This is a genomic window from Rivularia sp. PCC 7116, assembly GCF_000316665.1.
Classification (GTDB): Bacteria; Cyanobacteriota; Cyanobacteriia; order Cyanobacteriales; family Nostocaceae; genus Rivularia.
Genome location: NC_019678.1, coordinates 3747168 through 3765363 on the forward strand (window position 1 = coordinate 3747168; position 18196 = coordinate 3765363).

Sequence of the window (18196 nt, forward strand, 5' to 3'; positions counted from 1 at the left end):
ACTGTTAACTGCTAACTGCTCACTGCTCACTGTTCACTACTCACTGTTAACTGCTCACCGCTAACTGCTCACTGCTCACTGCTAACTGCTCACTGCTCACTGTTAACTGTTAGTTAAAATCTTGTCTCCCGACAGCCTTTGATATAAAAGCGCTCCCGTCCAGAATGTCGGTGCAAATCCTGGATAACCCGATGAAGCATTGCAAAAATACAAATTTTTCAAAGAGGTTTGATGATTTAATCGACCAGTTCCCATATTTTTAGGTGTGAGACTAGAACCATAGGAATTACCATGAGGACAATGACAAAAACGTTCGTTAGTTGTAGGACTTCCGGTAATTTTAAAGACTAAGTGTTGCCGAATATTTGGAATATAGTGCTTCTCGACAACATCTAGAATAGAGTTTAAAATTTCCTCTTTCTTTTGCCGATAAGCTTTTTTATTGTGTGTTTTAAGTTCTTGAAAATAGCTGTAGTCAGCCACAGTTAGAAACTCGATAATTTGACAGTCTTCCGGACAATCGCGCTCCTCGGTAGTTAATAGCGTGGGGGTAGTAATGGCAAAGCTAGGATTTGAGTAATCGTGTTGCTCGTACATTTGATGAAATGCCTCATTCAAGTCTTGATGTCCTGTATGAAAAGTATTCCATTTACCAAATCCATAGTCTCGCAAGTCAATATCTTTGACTACACAGTATGCCATGTAGTTAGAGGGAGAATATTCGTAATTGAGTTTTTTTTGTACCGTCGGAGAAAACTTTTCATATCCAATCATTTTGGCGGCTTTTTTCGGATCTATATTGCAAATGACGGTATCGGCAGTAAATTTAGAAGTTTGGTGGGTAATTAAATTTATAGCCTCAACACCCGTCACCGTTTTATGCTCAACTAGAAAATTTACAACTTCAGTATTGAAAATAATCTCGCCACCGTTGTCCACAATCGCTTTGACTAATCCGTCAATTACAGCTTCAAAATGACGGGTAGGATAATAAGCTCCTTCTTGATATCCTGAAAATAAAATTACCCAAGCGTAGAAAGAAAGTTGATTTGGTGGAAGTAAAAAGTCAGGCCATTGCGAAGCTAAAAGCGTTTGCGCCGCTTGAGGTAGTTTGAACCGATTAAAAACATCTTGTAGGGTGCTGTGCAGATATCTCACGGCGCAGCTAACTTCACCGAAATGGGTGAATAATTCCCCAGGATTCACCGGAGGAGCTAGTCTTTTTAATCCTTCTCTAGTCTTTTTAACTTCAAAAACGAATTTACTTATTTGCTCTGCATCTTCAGGAAACAAATCTGTAAGTCGCCGAATCAACTCATGAGAATCAGAGGGAATATCCAAAGCATAATTTGGCATTCTCATATGGTCAAATCCATTTGGATCGTACCGTTCAAAGGTAATATCTTGGTCTAAATCAAGTTTTTTCAGGACTTGATTTACCGGTTTACCTTCACCACAATCCCAAACATAATGAAGTTGGGCATTAAAGTGATATTTTTTAGCCATAGTAAAAGTATGACCAAATCCACCAGGGTACTCATGGGCTTCCAAAACCTGCACTCGCTTTCCAGATTTTGCCATCAGCGAGCCAAACACCAACCCCGATAAACCGCTACCTAAAATCAAGTAATCAGTTTTCATAACTAGTTTTATTAAATAACTGCATTTATACTCTCGTCGAGCATAAAATTTAATTTAGAAAATAAATTTGAGAAAGTTGTGAGGAATGAATTTATACAGCTTATATAGTCTTGAATGAAAAATAAATAAAATATTAAATATCAGCAATAATCGTCAAATAAAGTGCCTTTTTTGCCAACTGCAAACAAATAATCACAATTTCCTCAAATTTAGATTTTAAGATCAAAGGACAGTTAAAAAATTAGCTTGAGAAACTTTACATAAGCCAGAAGTAAGATATAAGATAGCAAAATTTATTAGAAATCTAGCAGAAAGTATAATCTTAAGCCGCTATGTTTCAACGATAATAAAAACTTGTTAGTCCAGAGATTCCAGCAAGAGTTATTTTATTGCTCCGTAATGAATGAAATTAAAGTTTATTTACCTCATTCAATATTCTTTTTACTATCTGCCTCCTGACTTATGTTTTCTAGGAGGTCACATATGAATAATCAAAATGGACGTAAAACATCGATTAATTTTGTTGCAACTTTGTTGGCTACAGCAACGCTAATGGCTGCTATGGTTGCACCTGCTTTAGCTGCACCAAAAGTCAGAATTGTTGACGATGTTGGTTACGGCGGTAGCGGTTGCCCTGACAGGTCAGCCAGCGTTACTGTTAGTCCCGACGCTCAAGAATTAAGTATTTTGTTTGATGAATTCATCGCAGATGCAACTAAACGGAAACTTCGTCGTAAAAGCTGTAACTTATCAATTCCAATAAAAGTTCCTCAAGGGTTTCAAATCTCTCTCTATGATGCTGACTATCGAGGCTATGTAGCTCCTGCAACCGTCGCAAGACTCAGAGCAGAGTATTTCTTTGCCGGTCAACGCGGACCGGTTTTCAGCAGAAATTTCAGAGGTGAAGCCGAATATTTTGTTCGAGATCCCTTAGCAACTGTTGCCAATGTATGGTCGCGCTGTGGTGACAGTTTAAATATGCGAGTTAATGCATCAATGTCCGCTCGTGGCAAGGGAATTGCAACAGTTGACTCTTTCGACCTCGCGCATCGTGGTTTGAAGTACCATATTAAGTATCGTTCATGCAATAAATAATGAATATTAATGTTGGAAAACGTTAATATTATTTCTGACTTTCTGATTGAAACTTAATAACGAATTATATGTCCTGCTAGCGGTGTTGTTAAAATTTGACAACACCGCCAATCTCATACCAATTTTGTTCATTTTCGATTTAGAAAAGGTGGAAATGTGGCTACTCAAATCAAACCCATTAACTTATTGCTACCTTTAAATTTAGGTAGCGTCAACTGTTACCTTTTACAAAACGGTACTGACTATATTCTGATTGACACCGGAAGTTCAAATATACGTACAGAGATTGAGGGAGTGCTTAAAAGTGCAGGTTGTAAACCGGGAAATCTCAAGCTAATTATTCTAACACATGGAGATTTTGACCATACGGGAAATGCTGCTTACCTCCGTAATAGGTTCGCGACAAAAATAGCCATGCATTCCAGCGATTCAGGAATGCTCGAACGCGGAGATATGTTTTTCAACAGAAAGAAGCCCAATATTTTGCTCGGAATCATGCTTCCGATTATTCCAATCATCTTCGGATTTGGTAACTTGGAAAAATGTAAACCAGATTTATATCTCGACGATGGATATGATTTATCTAAATATGGATTTGACGCTAAAGTGATTGATCTTCCAGGACATTCTAAAGGTTCAATAGGAATTCTACTAGAGGGAACAGGGGATTTATTTTGTGGCGATTTGCTCGAAAACATAGATAAACCAGCTTTTAGTTCTATTATCGACGATTTAGAAGCAGCAAATAGCAGTGTAGAAAAATTGAAAAGTTTAAAAATAAATACAGTATATCCCGGACATGGCGAGCCATTTGCGATGAAACTGTTCGCGGACAATAATAAGCAAATAAAACAAAAGGGAAAATCAATTTAAAAGCTATTCCTTCGTTTTCAAAACTGCAATCAAATCCAAACTCTTTAACTGACGGCGAACTATCAACCCGGAAATAATCGCAGTCACCAAAATCACAATAAATGCAAACCCATAGCTGGCATTAGTAACAACCAAAGGAAGCCGGTAAAGTTCTGATTGATAAGCACTAGACATCAAAGCACACAAACCAAAACCCAACATAAATCCCATCGGAATTGCTAATAAAATAATTACAGCTTGTTCTCCCAACAAAATAAAAGCTATTTCATCTTGAGTAAATCCGATAATTCTTAGCGTTGCTAGTTCCCGACTGCGTTCGGAAAGGGCAATTCGGGCAGCATTATAAACGACTCCAAAAGCAATAATACTTGCAAATATCACTAATACAGTCGTAAAAATGCTCAAGCTTCCAGCAATAGTTTCCTGAAATTTTTCAATTGCAGTTTTGCGGATAGAGACACCAGCTACTGCGGGGGTTTGTTTGAGTAAAGCATAGAGACGATTGATATAGCTTTCGTCAACCATCAAATATGCTCCCGAAATACTTCCCCCTTCCTGCATTAATCGATTTAGCGCTCCAATATCCATATATGCAGACATGCCTAATAATTCGTCAACTTGTCCTACAACTTCTACTTTGCGAATCGGTCTGGCTGATTCTAATACTTCTACAGTTAATAAATCGCCTACTTTTACACCTAAGATTTTTGCTAGTTGTGTTGTCAATACAACTCCATTTGATGGTAAAGATACGGTATTGAGATTGCTATTAACTAAACGGCGTAACTCGGCTTGGGGTGCAATTCCCGTCACAGCGCTGCGGTAGGTGCGATGCTCAAAACGCAGTCTGGCTGGTACGCTGCGGAATGGTTCGGCGTAGATAACACCGGGGAGATGTTCGACTTCATACTTTACCCGCGCCGGACGCGGTTCGTTAAATACGATGGTGACATCCTCGCGCTGGACGTTGCGGAACTGTACGTCAACCATATATACCATGACATCGCTAAAATAACGACCGACGACTAAAATGGCAATGGCTAAGGCTATTCCTAAAGTTGAAAATAAAGCTTGGAAAGGTTTGCGTTCGATATTGCGTAAAATTATCCTAGTACCGGGAGAAAGTAACTTTTGCAGTCCTAATTTTTCTACAATCGTAGCTTTAAATCGGGCTGGTGGTTCGGGACGCATCGCTTCTGCTGGCGGTAGCGAAACGGCTTGCTTGACTGAGACAAAAGCACCAAATATACCCGAGCCACCGCTAATTAAAATTGCTCCCGACACCAAACCTATGCTTGCTTTGTAGCGTAACAAAGGAAAGTTGAAAAAATTAGTGTAATTCTCAGTTACAGCCACACCAAACCACAAACCCAAAGCCGTACCGAGAAATGCACCGCAAAATACGATAACTAAGACAAATTTGAGATAGTGAAAACCAATATTGAGATTGTTATAACCAAAAGCTTTGAGTACCGCAATTTGTTCGCGCTGGGTATTAACTAAACGAGAAAGCAGCATATGCAGCAAAAATGCCGCGATACCTAGAAAAATTGTGGGCACAAAAGTTGCAGTTCCCTGAAGCTGAGTAATTTCTTCCGATAAAAAACGGTTGGAAATTTGGTCTTCTTTACCGTAAGCGCCAAAACCACCATATTGTTCCAAAAGCTTATCGAGTCGAAAAATAACCTCTTGGGAATTAGCTCTTTTACTTAAAGTTAATGCGACATCATTAAATGCCCCATCCATATTAAAAGCCGTTCCCAAAGCTTCCCTTCCCATCCACAGAATGCCGAAAAGTTGGTCATTTGGAAAAATATCCCCCGTACCGCGAATTGCATAAACGTATTCTGGTGAAAGCGCTATCCCGACAATTTGTAATTCCTGCCAGCGTGCGTTGATTACCGCACCGAGTTTATCCCCTAATTTGAGATTATTTGCTTTGGCAAAAGCTTCGCTGACTAAAACCTCATTATTTCTACCTGGTTCGATGTAGCGTCCTTGACGAATATATAAGTCATTTAACATTGGCGAAGCTGCGTTACCATCCGCCGTAGGCGATCGCCGTTCTGGAATCGACACCAATCTCCCGGTAGCCGGTTCTGTGAGTTCGGGAACATCAAGGGTTACATCAACCACAACCCTTGTTTGTATTTGTGCAACCCCCGGAATATCTTCAATCTTTCTGGCGAGGGTTTCTGGTGCGCGTTTTAACTGCACAAAAACATCAGCAAAACGGTAGTTATTATAGTAAGTAGCTTGAGAAAGCTGTAACGATTCATAAGCACTCAACATACTGACAAAGCTAGCGATTCCACAAGCAACAACCAACACAATGGCGATGATTTGACCGCGCCAGTGTAAGATATCTCGTAATAGTTTTTTGTCGATTGCTTTCATTGTCAATATTTTTTCCTTGAAAATTGATAATTGAAAATTACCATTCCAATTCTTCAGGCTCTAGCTTTACCTCGTTACAATGAATACTTGTAATCTCGCCACTACGCATAGTTATTACCCTGTCAGCCATTGCTGCAATACCAGCATTATGAGTAATTACTGCGGTTGTAGTTCCGAGTTCGCGGTTGACTCTTTCGAGGGCTGATAAGACTAACTTGCCCGTCTGAAAGTCAAGCGCCCCAGTTGGTTCGTCGCATAGCAGTACTTCCGGACGTTTGGCTATAGCGCGGGCGATCGCCACTCTTTGTTGTTCTCCTCCGGACATCTGTGAGGGGAAATGATTTAATCTTTCTTCTAAACCGACTAATTCTAATGCTTGTTCTGGACGCATGGGATTTGAGGCAATTTCGGTAACAAGGGCAACATTCTCCCGTGCCGTAAGACTGGGTATAAGATTGTAAAATTGAAAAATAAAGCCAACGCATTCGCGACGAAAGCGAGTCAGTATTGTATCGTTCGCGTGAGTTAAATCTCGTTGATGAAAGAAAACATGACCGTTTGAAGGTATATCTAAGCCACCGATAATATTAAGTAAAGTTGACTTACCGCTTCCCGAAGGACCTAATAAAACTACTAATTCCCCTTCATACAGATTTAGGTTAACCGAGTTTAGCGCTTTTACTTCCACCTCACCCATACGGTAAACTTTAGTAATTTCCTGGATTTGAAAAATGGCTTTTGCTGGAGCATTTGCAATCATACTGTTTATACTGCCAGGTTTTAGTAGTCTATTCAAAAATTAATCAAAAAATCTGAGGAAGTTGTCAGGAGAAAATTTGAACTTTGGCGTTGCTTCCAATAAAGTATTTTATCAAAGCGCGACCGTTAAGTCATAATCTTGCACCATTCGCAACAACCACCTTGGAATAAATTCCCAGGCTAACATACAAAGTCTGATAAATCAGACTGGGTAAGGGTTTTAGTGCGCTTTAACGTACTTTGTGTATGAGCCTTGTAAGCCGGAGGCTTTCTCGCAGAGAAATTGATTTCAAGGCATTTAAATGCAATCTTCAAAGCATTAATAAACAATATTAGCCACGCACCATAAACGCCGCAATTAAACTTAAACTCAAAGCACTCAACAAAATCGTCGCGCACCACCTACCTAACAACCATCCACCGATAAATGTTGCTAGCAGCGCTTTGAATAAAGTATTTGCCATTGCAGCAATTAGAATTCCTGTAGCAGCAATCTCAAGGGACAAATTTTCATGAGTAGCCTGAGCTAAAGATAAACTTACGGTATCAACATCAGCAATTCCCGATATTCCTGAAAGTATGTATATACCTGTATTGCCAAATAAATTTTGAGCAGCACGTACAAGTACAGATAAAACACTCAAAACCGCAGCAAAACCTAAAGCAGCTCCTAACTCAACAGGATTTCTCAACTTCACTTCTGCTGATGATATGTTTTGAGTCGTTCGAGTTGCGATTATTGCTGCCGCAATCAGAGGAACAATTGCCAGCAATCCAACAGGAATTATTAGTAAGGGAACCAAAGAAGGATTAACAATTCCGATTTCAATCAATAGCCTTACAGCCATAATCCCGCCTGCAAGAGAAATACCCGCTCCTAGCAAAGCTAAGCTACCTTGTTTTTTCTGAGCTATTCTTGCATAAGCTAATGTCACCGCAGTTGATGAAACTAATCCGCCAATTACCGCAGTTGCTAATAAACCAACGCGACTACCAACAATTCGCATTGCAAAGTAACCAATATAGGAAATACCTGCAATTAACAGTACTATCCAACCAATTGTTCTAGGGTTGAGTGCTTCCCAAGGACCAATATTAAGATTTGGCAGTAGTGGAAGCGCTACAACAGCCACTATTAATAGTTGCAGTGTAGCAATTAGCTCTCGCCGCTGTAGTTGATTGAGAATTGAGTGTATTTCTTGCTTGTATCCTAATAGTGCAGCTACAATTACAGCACTAGCAACCGCTTCTCCTTCCAGTCCAATACCCGCTAATGCTCCTAAAATAAAGGCAATCAGCAGCGATAGTTCTGTGGTGATGCCGAAATCTTGAGAACCCTTAGCGCTGATTCGATAGGAAAAAGCTACTATTAATACCAGCCCCAGAAACGTTACCGCGAGAATATTTGCTCCGAATTTACCTGCTAAAAGTGCCGATAACCCACCAAAAAGCCCGACGAAAGTAAAGCTTCTGACTCCCGCAGTCCGAGAACCTTGGGGAGTGTCTCTACTTTGCCAACCGCGTTCCATGCCGATAATTAGACCTACAGCAAGGGCGATCGCCAATCGTAATGTAGTTGTGGTATTCATCCCATAACCAATCAAATTCTCAATTTGATGTTTTGAAAAGTCATTGTTTAAAACACTGGGATAGTAGTTACAGCTAACGCAAGCAAGACAAATATAATCACTATCCCTAATCTGATAGCCGTGTATTTAATGACATCGATTACAGAAATATCAAACATGGTTTCACCTCCATCACAGCTTTATAGTACGCTTTGAGGTTTTTCAGAACTAATAGCTGCCTATATCTTTATTCTCTACTACAGATAGCTTAAATAAAGCTTTATGTTAATATTTCTTTGCTATTTGCCTGATACTCTAGCAAATCAAAATTGCCGCGTGAGGCAAGAGAGGGGATTAAATACGCAACAGCTTATTCAGCAGAAATTTAGCTTTTTTTTGGCGAAGTTGTTCATTCCTTGCCAAGTTGCCGTCTTCTGAGAGCGACTGAAATCGATATGCTAATAATAGCCAGCAAACATTTTTGACTCCACTCACCAATATTCCCTCACAGCTTCCTCATATTTTATCTTTATCCTAAATAGAAGCGGGGTTAATGCTTTGACTGCTCAAACAATTACTCCGTAACATACAGCACTTTGCACCGAAATAAGGTACAGAGCTATATTTTAAAAATCTTGTAGGGTGGAGAGAACAACAAGCGGGGGGATGAACTTCCCGCCAAAGCACCCTTTGGGTGTTCTTATGTGCGGCTTACGGGGCATCTCTGCCGTGGGAATGTACTTCACCAACACAAAATATGCTGTATGTTGACGAGCAAAAAAAGTAACTGATTTTTCTACTGAGTAATATCAACCTGGACATAAGATGAAAACACAATCTAAATATTCACCCGCAGAAATCTATAAACTACAAAAAATCAAAAGCGAAATTCAAGATTTACGGAAGCAGCTTTTAGAAATAGACCACGAAATTGGAGGAATCAAACAAAATATTGCTAATGAAGAATCTAAATCCAATCAAACAACAAATCATTTTCAAGAATGGTTAAATCAGAATGATAATTCTAAGGTTGAACCGGTAGAAGAAGACAAGGAAACATTTTGGGTTAACTATATACTGGTTATCTTAATAGCCTTCTATCTTGTATTAATGAGTTTTATTTAATTTTTATTAAACCTAAATCATTATCAAATAATAGCAGGTGATTGGCTAACCAGTTATTCTTAAATAATATTTGGAAAATCCTTCTCACTTAGATACTTTAGTCGTACTAGCGTAGAAGGATTATCTGTCTCAAGCAGAAAAACGGGCGCAAATTAAAACTGATTTTGTCGAGATTTAATAAACTCACAAGCTTGTTTATTTTCATATTCACAAGATTGAATCAGAAAAATTAATTCATCTAACGTCATTACGTGGTTTTTTCTTTGATTTGACTCAATGATTGACTGAGTAATACCTCCTTCTTTATAAAGACTTTTTTTGACGTTATTGAGATAAATTTCCCTATTGTCACGCCTAATTATTTGAGAAATTTGGTTTGTAAACTCACTGACTTCAGCGACTGGAGGAATTTCGTCTGATGGAGTACTCGAAGAACAGCTTGTAATTAAACTTATTAACAACAAACTTCCTATAATAGATGTAGAAAATAGAAGTTTTTTTTGAATTTTATATATCATTTTCACCTCAAACACCTCCGTTGGGAGTATTTGAAAAATGGTGTTGCATAATTTAACTATGATTTCAACTATGCAACCTTTAAGTCATATGATTTTTAATTCATTCACAATAATCCACCTTTATAGGAACCAACGCACCATCTTTAATTAGTCTGGAAGAGAAAGTCAAATCCTTTGCAGGCAGCAAAGTTTTATTCTCGCGATTTTTGAATATAAAAATTAATATGTTTATCATATGTATACCTCCATGAGGATAAATTTAATTGAGTAATCAGCATTTAAATCCCATTTGATAAAGATTTAAGCTAGTAGTCTGGAAATTCAACAAAGCCCTGGAAAATAAAGAGAATAAACATTTTTTCTCCCTTACGCTCATCCGGCAATTTCTAATTGTTGAACTACCAAGACTTATCTATATTTCAACAGTAAGACAAAATAATGAGAAAGTTGTGAAGAAACTATCTAATACCAATTCTGTATGAGGCTGCGCTTAATCGCCCTCAGCCTGGAAGGCTGGGGCTACTGAAACTAAGCCCGCCTACGCGGGCTAAATTAGGCGCATCTTTATAAAGAAATGGTATAAGAATTTAACAAAATTCAGCTTTTTCAATATTTGCACGAAAGAAATTAAAGTATTTATCCGTACCAAACCACCAGCCTGCGGTAATTTGAGAAGGAATTGTAAATCCTGCAAATGTCTTTTCTTCTAAAACTTCTCCGCCGAAGGTAATATAAGTATGGCTACCATCCTCTGTTTTATCTCCCCAACGCAGTACAGAGACTTTTAACAGCTTACCGTCTGAGTCGATAGTAAAAGTCAAATTTACAGACTCGCCATCAACTTTCATGCTGGCTTCGATAGTATTATTATCAATAGCTTGCCAAACTACACCATTTTGCGGCAATAAAGCTGAAGGTAGCCAGAAAGATTCTCCCGCTAGTCTACCAATAGCAGAGCGAGTAATATCTTGATTGTGGGCATTTATAACAGGAATGATTCCCCATATCGAAAATCGCATTCGAGCAAAATTATAAAAGCAATAATCACTACCAATAAATTTCATTAAACCGCTACCAATCTTGGCTTTCCAAACAAATCCTTTGAATGCACGAATAATTTGTTCAGCTTGCATAGGTAGCCAAGGTTTATCGGCAGATAGCCTAAAACTACCATTCATGTTTAATTTTACAGAGTTAGCCAAGGGAGTCCCCTGTTCAATTGCGTGGAGAAAGTAACGCTGTACGGGTTGCGGTAATTCTGCAATCATTTCTGTAGTGAAAGTATTATTACTTGTTTTAGTTTCTAACAAATGCCAAATTGTATTTACTTCCTGACGCTCTGATAAGAATTTGATGTAAAAAGCGATTGACGAGAAAGCAAATAGAGCAGCAATGATGAGTAAAATTTTGATAACCATTTTAACCTCATCTTCCTCAATTTAAGTCAATTCAGTTGTCATTGTTTATTATGAATAAGTAATACCTTTTCTTTATCAGGACTTACGCAACTAAGATTTGCAGTTAGTTACTTTTGCGTAAGTCCTAACCTAAGTAGGTTAACAAAAATATTTACCGTCATTATTCGCTGTGCGTTCACCTTTATGTGTTTCCGAAGGGTAGTAATCCCAGCCCTTGCGGTTGCTATCTCCCTCCGGGAGACGCTTAGTCTAACGACTCACTTCGTGAACGCTAACGTTTCACTGGCTTCGGACAATGTGTAATTAATTTTGTTTAGTTACTTATTTATAAAGATGCGCCGAATTTAGCCCGTGCAGACGTTAAAGTGTTTACGATTATTTTCAATTACCCAGCACTCTTGTATCGCGACTATTATCTAATAGCAAAAACAATAATGCACCAAAACCGAAAATATTCGCTACCGACATCATTAATCCACCTAACAACGGAATTAAACCGATTAAACCTAAAATCAGCATTCCTAAAATAAATTGCTGTACTGGGGTTTTTTCTCTATTTTTCAACGTTTTTTCTCCCAGCCATTCAGCTACACCTAGAGTTCCGATTATGACTGCAACATAAGTCATCAAACCAACTAAGGGTAATAACGGAATTCCAATTAATGTCAGTGTTAGCAAAATTATTGATACAATTATGGCAAACAAACCACATAAACCCCACAACCCACTTTGTAAGGGATATTGATTAACAGTAGCTGCTATGGAGTGTAAAAAATTGGGTCGCCATTTAATAATTAAAACACCACAAATCGCGCCTATGGCAATTTTCAAAATATGAAAAGCACTACCAAAGAAATAGCGAACTAAAAAGCTATTAATTCCTCTTCTTTTTGTACCGTATACTCCCCATCCACTCAGCGTACCAGAAGAACCAGCAATAGTAGCCCCTTCTTCAGTTATAACTTCACCTGCGACTGCATAAGCATCACCATCAACGCGGGCATTTTTTTGTAAAATTACATCCCCATCAATAGCGATCGCTGTTTGTCTGACTCTGGCACCTTCTTCAATCGTTACATCTCCCCCGATAGCATGAGCATTATCGATAACTGTATTCTTAATAACTCTGACATCACCGCCTAAACGAATAATATTATCGTTATTAATATCAATATCAGCTTGTGCAAAAGCTATTGTCGAAAAAATTGGTGCAAATAGAATAGCGCTTAAGATTGATATTAATACTAAATTTAACCAGCTTTTTCTTAAGTAATTCATGGCTGATACCTAATTCATGTCTGTTTTAATTTCGATCAAGCCCTTTAGGTAGAGGGGGTAGAGGGGGTAGATGGGCAAGAGGGGGAAGAATAATTTTTTATGTTTCTCATCCACCCTTCAGAATTAATGAAATGCAATATTAGTTATGGTGGCTTAGATAATATAACCCTAATAGGCGCAGAGAAAGCAGAGTAAAAGAATAAAGAGGAGAGTTGAAAAATTTATCTACCCATTAGAATAAATAATTCTGCCCCTCCTCCCCCTCCCTGCCCTAACCAAGGCTTAGTTAGGTTGTTAGATAGACTACTAGCTTACTGATTACCCACTACACCAGGTATCATACATCCGATTTTTCGTAGCTTCTGGAAATTCCTCACAATACTCTTCAAAGGCTGTTTTAGAAATTTTCTTTGCTTCCTGGTGTGCAATTTCTGCTTGCAGTTTGTCAACAATATCCCAAGCAATAATACATTCTTCCGAGCCTGGAGATGTTTGACTGCAAGTAGCACGAGCTTGTTGAATTGCATCTTGAAGTTCTTGTTCTAATATAGTCAGCCGAGGTGATTCGATAAACTGACTTTCATTGATGATATCGACAAGTGAAATTATACCTAGTAATTTTCCTTGAATTACAGGTGCCCTAAGTAAGCGATGTTCGGCAAATAAACGCGCTACGTATTCTACACCCAAATCAGGGTTGACTACTATACAGGGTTTACTCATGATTTCGTAGACGCGCACTTTAGCGGGGTCTTTACCAAAAGCAATTACTTTATAAACTATATCGGCTTCTGTAATAATTCCGTATGCATCTTGGTCGTGACGACGTTCTACAATTAATGCGTGCCATTCTCTTGCTTGCATTAATTTAACTGCTTGTTCCACAGTTGCGGAACCGCGAACAGTAGCAACATCTGTAGTCATAATGTCTGCTGCTCTCAACATAATCCATCTCCGTGGTATTGCATTTTCAATAATAATGTCTCAAACGCGGCTTTAACAGCCAAACCAAAACGATACCTGTAATCGAACTAATCATAATTCCCATCACTGCACCTGTAGCGACCGTAACAAAAGATGGATAAAGACTAAATCCGGATGATTTATTTATTCCTGCGCCGAAAAACGCGACTACAAGTCCTAATGACCAAGCCAAAGCATTAGCAGTTACCCACCAAATTGCTTGCTTATTTACAGTTTTAAGAATTAGCCATTGAGCATACCCAATTACAGTTCCTACAGCAGCACCTAGTAAAGCCACTTTTTCAACCAATGTTGTCATCTCTTGATAGAAGTTGGCTACATAAAAAAGCCCGATGACAGCGCTTATCGTCAATCCCATAAACCAGGATATAAGCACTCCGGCTATTGTAAAGAAAATCCAATAGCTTGCGTATCGGATATAGCGTCGTAAAACTAACCATTGAGCGAATCCCAATGCCAATCCTTCCACAGTCCCCACTAACAGCAATACTTTGTACGTATTTTCATTAACGAACTCATTTGTTGCTTGACTAAAATAGGCAATTACAATCCAGCCTATAATTTGAGCGATTGTACTAGCGAGTACCCATCGTTCCCATAACTTCAAGCTATTGTTTTCCTTGAGACGATAATGCTTGTGCATGATATTTTTCATCCACTCAGGCAGGCTATTAGCTTGGCTGTGAAAATTAAACTTTTATCGGTTTAATTTCAGATTTAACCTCCAAATTGCTATGTTTTTGTTATATATGAATAATTTGAGGAACTTGTGAGCATCCAATTCATTCGGAATCAAAATTACGAGTGCGGAATTATTCCGTCAAATGTCCACGAGTGCAAAGCGCGTAATTGAGATGTCTTTTTCGATTGATGTTCCTGCATTCTTTTGAGCACATCATCTAATATAGTGACAGCTCGGATTTGATAACGTCCCTTATTCAACATTACACATTCTGCCCTTTCAGCCATCGCTGCATCAGTCATTTCGGCGCGAGACGGAGTTGCTTTTTTGACAAATTGTTCTAGTACTTGTGTAGCCCAAATTACTGGAATATGAGCGGCTTCGCATAGCCAAAGTATTTCCTCTTGCATTTCTACTAACCGTTGATAACCAATTTCTACTGCTAAATCGCCGCGAGCAATCATTACTCCAAAAGGTTGTTTCCCCGCAGCACGAACAATTAACTCGGGAAGATTCTTAATCGCTTGAGAAGTTTCAATTTTTGCTACTAATGCGATTTCGCGATGCGAAGGTTTACGTTGACGAGCATTTAATTCTTGTTGTAAAAGTTCGACATCTGCTACTTCTTGCACAAAGGAATATGCGACGATATCGGCATGGGTAACAATAAAGTCCAAATCCTGTTTATCCTTGTCAGTAAGGGGACTTAATTTGAACGAAGTATCAGGAAAGTTGAGTCCTTTATCGGCAGAAATTTTTTCTCCTTTATCTTTGGCATGAGTAATTTTTATTACTACCCCTTCCGGCATTAAACATTCAACATAGCCGCCAATACGTCCGTCATCAATCCAAACATTGGCTCCTATTTCCAACTTATCAATGATAGATGGAATAGTGATTGTTGCCTGCCAACATCGCCTTCTCAACAAATTAGAATCATTTTGCGATTCAAATTCAGCTAATTCACGTCGTAAAAATAAACAATCACCGGGAAATATGTGTTTATAACCATAAGGAGCAACAATACGTTTAATCCGAGGTTTTGCTCCAGCTAACTCCATCATTATTTTACAACGTTGTCCGGTTTGGGCTTCTGCTCGACGAACATGAGAAATTATCGCTTCCCAAGTTTCTACCGAATCACGAGCGCAGTTGATTCGCACGCAATTTGTACCTTTACGAAGTAATTCCTTAACATCTTTATAGTTAACACAACTGTTTGTGGGTAAAGTCGCCATAATTCTCACCCAGCGCTGATTATAAATTTTTCCTAAAACATCTTCTGTATTATTTTTAAGAAGATAGTCTCCTTCCAAAAAAGAATGTATTGAAGGACGATTTGGGAGCGAATCCGGCTCAACCTGGCAGATATTACCCAAAGTAGCAATTACTGCATCTAAATTAGGTAATACTCTTGCTTCTATTCTGCCCAAAGATGATAGTCCCCAAGGTGTTAAGGCTGCTTGCAAGGTACGTAAATCGTGATGGCGTAAAGCTAAATAATACGCTAGATTTTCAGCACTTTTGATAAAAGAGTAGCGTTGAATATAGGGTTCCCATTGAGAAAAAATTTCTTGTCCTTTCTCATATACCGATTGGCGAATCTCTTGAAGGGTAGCAAGTAATACTTGAGGGTCGTCTAAATCTCTGGATTGATTCTCAACACAATGGTTTTGGGCGCTCAACATTAGACTATCTCCTAATACTTTTATTATATTTACTTATATAAAACAAATTTGAGAAACTTGTGAGGTCATTATGCTGCTATCTCGATACGCTCACAAGTTCCTCATTTTTTTTCTCTAGAACGGAATTGTAGAAAAATACAGGAGTAATTAGCACAAGGGCATCTGATTGAGGTTGAGCGATAAAAACCGTTTTTAGTTTTAGGGCTTACCCACGGAGTCTTCATAATTTAGACATTCATCCAAATATTAATAATAAAAATTCACTATGAAAATGACACAACAACATCTCGAAGCTTACTTACAATTAGCTCAACAACTATTAATTTGTCCTCACGGGGAAGAGTGGACATTATTAGAACGCAACGAGCAATTAGTTACTCCTGAGTTTGTAAAATTACTCGAACATCTTGCAGTACAAATGGCAGGAGAGGGAAAAGCAGATGCATCAAAGTATTTGCAACATTGGTCAAAGCAAATAAATCACCTATTTGAAGAAGCGGTTCATCATCAAAGTACTGACGAAAAATCCCGAGCTTATCTTAAGCTGGTTCAAGCTTTATTAGATTGTCCAAGTGGTTCGGAAGTAGACATATTAGCAGCCAACGAACACTTAATTGACGCTAGTTTAGTCAAAATGATGAAACAAGTAGCGGCTCAAATGGCAACACGCGATGAAGCAGAAGCTGCTCGTTTTTTAAGTAATTTAGCTGCGGAAATTGGTCGCAATTTAGTCCCAGTTGATAACTTTAAAGCCAATTTACAGAAAGATGTTTCTTTGACTGGCTTAGATAATAATCATTTTGTAAACTTTGAAAAATTCAATCAGCCGGTAGCGATTCCTCAAGAAAATCCCGATACTGTAGAAAAAGAACCAACACTAGATAATTCTACAAAGCAGTGGATTGATGAAAGCCTTGCAGAAATAGCAGAATCATTGAGAAATCTTGAAGATATCGTGTTTTCAAGACTGCAACCATCAAATCCACTTTGGTATATGGACATATTGGAACGCGCTCAAGCTAATGCTTGGGTACTAACAACCGAAGAAGTAGAAGATTTGATTGGCGTAAAACCAAGATGCGAAGCGGGTAAAAGTTCTTATCAACGTGGCTGTTGGATGTTCCTGAAAGCCGGTAAAATGGGTTCTCAAACTGGCTGGCGGGTTATTAAAGAAAACGTTGAAATACCCAGTGAGGTTTAAGATTATTCTGCGAACGAACATTAAAGTGCGACTGGCTTTTAGCCAGCCGCACTCCTAATTGATTCATAAGCAAACACCAAACTAAACAACTCATTATTTAGAACCGATAACCCAATCCTCCTTGAAGACTAACAGCATCAGCAGAGCTATTTTCATAGGCATCAATACCCCATTTTGCATCACCGTAGACGATAAGGCGATCGCTAATTTCAGATTCTGCTCCAACAGTAATTACAGCCGCATTTCTATTACCCAGAGGGGTGTTGTCGCCTTCGTCTGTAATCCATGAATAACCAGCGCCGAAGTAAATATTAGTATTGTCAGCAATAGGTGAATCGATAGTTAGCATAGGCATAATTGCCGCAGCATCGCCACCAAATAAAAGCGCACCTCTAGCAGAAATTGGAGTTTCAGGGATTGCATAACGTCCTTGAACATTTCCACCAAATACTTCACCATCGTTTCCTTGCCCACCGCTGGTAACACCTCCTGCAATACCAACACCGATATAACTACCATCCATACCTGTTTGAGCAGTAGCAATTCCGCCTGAAAAAATAACGGAAGTTGCAGCAAATAGACTAATTGCTAAATTAACAAATTTCATATTATCCTCCTGATATAAACTAAGTTAATTCTTAGCTATATCTATTCAAATATTTATCTTAATGTAGGCTTTGTTCTACATTTTCGATGCGATAGAAAAGAATATTTACTATTAATTGATGTATTTACTTTCTATCTACTTATAAGCTAACGAGAAAACTTGAGAAACTTGTGAGTACATAAAACTTAATCATCAAATAGCACTAGTCGTGGTATTAACAAAAATCAAATGCGGCTTTCTAGTTCCTCACAACTTCCTCAAATTATTTGTCTATAAATCAAACTTAGGAAAATGCGTTTACGGTTCGGTTCCCACTGTAAAGAGGTGGGCGAAGGGAGGGAGAAGAGTGGGTAGAGGGATGA

15 protein-coding genes are annotated in these 18196 nt (G+C 38.6%); 4 read left to right on the top strand and 11 right to left on the bottom strand.

The window, feature by feature from the left end:
• Positions 1 to 102 precede the first annotated feature (102 nt).
• The gene (locus tag RIV7116_RS14665; RefSeq protein ID WP_015119077.1) at positions 103 to 1641 is read right to left on the bottom strand and encodes an NAD(P)/FAD-dependent oxidoreductase; all 1539 of its coding nucleotides are present in this window, start codon (positions 1639 to 1641) and stop codon (positions 103 to 105) included.
• Between the two features lie 483 nt (positions 1642 to 2124).
• On the opposite strand from RIV7116_RS14665, the gene RIV7116_RS14670 reads away from it, so the two are divergent.
• Entirely contained in the window at positions 2125 to 2736 is a 612-nt protein-coding gene (locus RIV7116_RS14670) for a DUF4360 domain-containing protein (protein WP_015119078.1), read from the top strand.
• 156 nt (positions 2737 to 2892) lie between these two features.
• Positions 2893 to 3609 carry an MBL fold metallo-hydrolase gene (locus RIV7116_RS14675; RefSeq protein ID WP_015119079.1) on the top strand — a complete coding sequence of 239 codons (717 nt, stop codon included), beginning with the start codon at positions 2893 to 2895 and terminating at the stop codon, positions 3607 to 3609.
• Between the two features lie 3 nt (positions 3610 to 3612).
• Here RIV7116_RS14675 and RIV7116_RS14680 read toward each other — a convergent pair whose 3' ends face one another.
• From RIV7116_RS14680 to RIV7116_RS14690, 3 genes are all read right to left on the bottom strand, one after another.
• Positions 3613 to 6006 (bottom strand): ABC transporter permease, encoded by a 2394-nt coding sequence (locus tag RIV7116_RS14680; protein ID WP_015119080.1) that lies wholly within the window; start codon positions 6004 to 6006, stop codon positions 3613 to 3615.
• A gap of 37 nt (positions 6007 to 6043) precedes the next feature.
• Complete coding sequence (locus tag RIV7116_RS14685) at positions 6044 to 6766, bottom strand: ABC transporter ATP-binding protein (protein WP_015119081.1); 723 nt, start codon at positions 6764 to 6766, stop codon at positions 6044 to 6046.
• Between the two features lie 331 nt (positions 6767 to 7097).
• Positions 7098 to 8354, bottom strand: coding sequence for an MgtC/SapB family protein (locus RIV7116_RS14690; protein WP_015119082.1), 1257 nt, complete (start codon positions 8352 to 8354; stop codon positions 7098 to 7100).
• A gap of 804 nt (positions 8355 to 9158) precedes the next feature.
• Between RIV7116_RS14690 and RIV7116_RS14695 the strand changes: the two genes are divergently transcribed.
• Entirely contained in the window at positions 9159 to 9458 is a 300-nt protein-coding gene (locus RIV7116_RS14695; protein ID WP_015119084.1) for a hypothetical protein, read from the top strand.
• Between the two features lie 152 nt (positions 9459 to 9610).
• Here the strand turns inward: RIV7116_RS14695 and RIV7116_RS14700 are convergent, their stop codons facing one another.
• From RIV7116_RS14700 to RIV7116_RS14725, 6 genes are all read right to left on the bottom strand, one after another.
• Complete coding sequence (locus RIV7116_RS14700) at positions 9611 to 9976, bottom strand: hypothetical protein (RefSeq protein WP_015119085.1); 366 nt, start codon at positions 9974 to 9976, stop codon at positions 9611 to 9613.
• 587 nt (positions 9977 to 10563) lie between these two features.
• Positions 10564 to 11394 (bottom strand): DUF6544 family protein, encoded by an 831-nt coding sequence (locus RIV7116_RS14705; protein WP_015119087.1) that lies wholly within the window; start codon positions 11392 to 11394, stop codon positions 10564 to 10566.
• 381 nt (positions 11395 to 11775) lie between these two features.
• Positions 11776 to 12672, bottom strand: coding sequence for a polymer-forming cytoskeletal protein (locus RIV7116_RS14710; protein ID WP_015119088.1), 897 nt, complete (start codon positions 12670 to 12672; stop codon positions 11776 to 11778).
• Positions 12673 to 12990: 318 nt separating this feature from the next.
• The gene (locus RIV7116_RS14715) at positions 12991 to 13617 is read right to left on the bottom strand and encodes a CP12 domain-containing protein (RefSeq protein ID WP_015119089.1); all 627 of its coding nucleotides are present in this window, start codon (positions 13615 to 13617) and stop codon (positions 12991 to 12993) included.
• Positions 13618 to 13642: 25 nt separating this feature from the next.
• Positions 13643 to 14311, bottom strand: a complete 669-nt coding sequence (locus RIV7116_RS14720; RefSeq protein WP_015119090.1) for a hypothetical protein — start codon at positions 14309 to 14311, stop codon at positions 13643 to 13645.
• A gap of 143 nt (positions 14312 to 14454) precedes the next feature.
• On the bottom strand, positions 14455 to 16026 hold the full coding sequence (locus tag RIV7116_RS14725; protein ID WP_015119091.1) for a pyruvate kinase: 1572 nt from the start codon (positions 16024 to 16026) through the stop codon (positions 14455 to 14457).
• Positions 16027 to 16297: 271 nt separating this feature from the next.
• Between RIV7116_RS14725 and RIV7116_RS14730 the strand changes: the two genes are divergently transcribed.
• The gene (locus RIV7116_RS14730; protein ID WP_044290953.1) at positions 16298 to 17227 is read left to right on the top strand and encodes a hypothetical protein; all 930 of its coding nucleotides are present in this window, start codon (positions 16298 to 16300) and stop codon (positions 17225 to 17227) included.
• Between the two features lie 97 nt (positions 17228 to 17324).
• Here RIV7116_RS14730 and RIV7116_RS14735 read toward each other — a convergent pair whose 3' ends face one another.
• Complete coding sequence (locus RIV7116_RS14735; protein ID WP_015119093.1) at positions 17325 to 17834, bottom strand: outer membrane beta-barrel protein; 510 nt, start codon at positions 17832 to 17834, stop codon at positions 17325 to 17327.
• Positions 17835 to 18196: the final 362 nt, after the last annotated feature.

What these genes read in the sequence shown, in the direction of transcription:
- RIV7116_RS14665 (WP_015119077.1), bottom strand. Translation starts at nt 1,641, where the DNA reads ATGAAAACTGATTACTTGATTTTAGGTAGCGGTTTATCGGGGTTGGTG.
- RIV7116_RS14670 (WP_015119078.1), top strand. Translation starts at nt 2,125, where the DNA reads ATGAATAATCAAAATGGACGTAAAACATCGATTAATTTTGTTGCAACT.
- RIV7116_RS14680 (WP_015119080.1), bottom strand. Translation starts at nt 6,006, where the DNA reads ATGAAAGCAATCGACAAAAAACTATTACGAGATATCTTACACTGGCGC.
- RIV7116_RS14685 (WP_015119081.1), bottom strand. Translation starts at nt 6,766, where the DNA reads ATGATTGCAAATGCTCCAGCAAAAGCCATTTTTCAAATCCAGGAAATT.
- RIV7116_RS14690 (WP_015119082.1), bottom strand. Translation starts at nt 8,354, where the DNA reads ATGAATACCACAACTACATTACGATTGGCGATCGCCCTTGCTGTAGGT.
- RIV7116_RS14695 (WP_015119084.1), top strand. Translation starts at nt 9,159, where the DNA reads ATGAAAACACAATCTAAATATTCACCCGCAGAAATCTATAAACTACAA.
- RIV7116_RS14700 (WP_015119085.1), bottom strand. Translation starts at nt 9,976, where the DNA reads ATGATATATAAAATTCAAAAAAAACTTCTATTTTCTACATCTATTATA.
- RIV7116_RS14705 (WP_015119087.1), bottom strand. Translation starts at nt 11,394, where the DNA reads ATGGTTATCAAAATTTTACTCATCATTGCTGCTCTATTTGCTTTCTCG.
- RIV7116_RS14710 (WP_015119088.1), bottom strand. Translation starts at nt 12,672, where the DNA reads ATGAATTACTTAAGAAAAAGCTGGTTAAATTTAGTATTAATATCAATC.
- RIV7116_RS14715 (WP_015119089.1), bottom strand. Translation starts at nt 13,617, where the DNA reads ATGTTGAGAGCAGCAGACATTATGACTACAGATGTTGCTACTGTTCGC.
- RIV7116_RS14720 (WP_015119090.1), bottom strand. Translation starts at nt 14,311, where the DNA reads ATGAAAAATATCATGCACAAGCATTATCGTCTCAAGGAAAACAATAGC.
- RIV7116_RS14725 (WP_015119091.1), bottom strand. Translation starts at nt 16,026, where the DNA reads ATGTTGAGCGCCCAAAACCATTGTGTTGAGAATCAATCCAGAGATTTA.
- RIV7116_RS14730 (WP_044290953.1), top strand. Translation starts at nt 16,298, where the DNA reads ATGACACAACAACATCTCGAAGCTTACTTACAATTAGCTCAACAACTA.
- RIV7116_RS14735 (WP_015119093.1), bottom strand. Translation starts at nt 17,834, where the DNA reads ATGAAATTTGTTAATTTAGCAATTAGTCTATTTGCTGCAACTTCCGTT.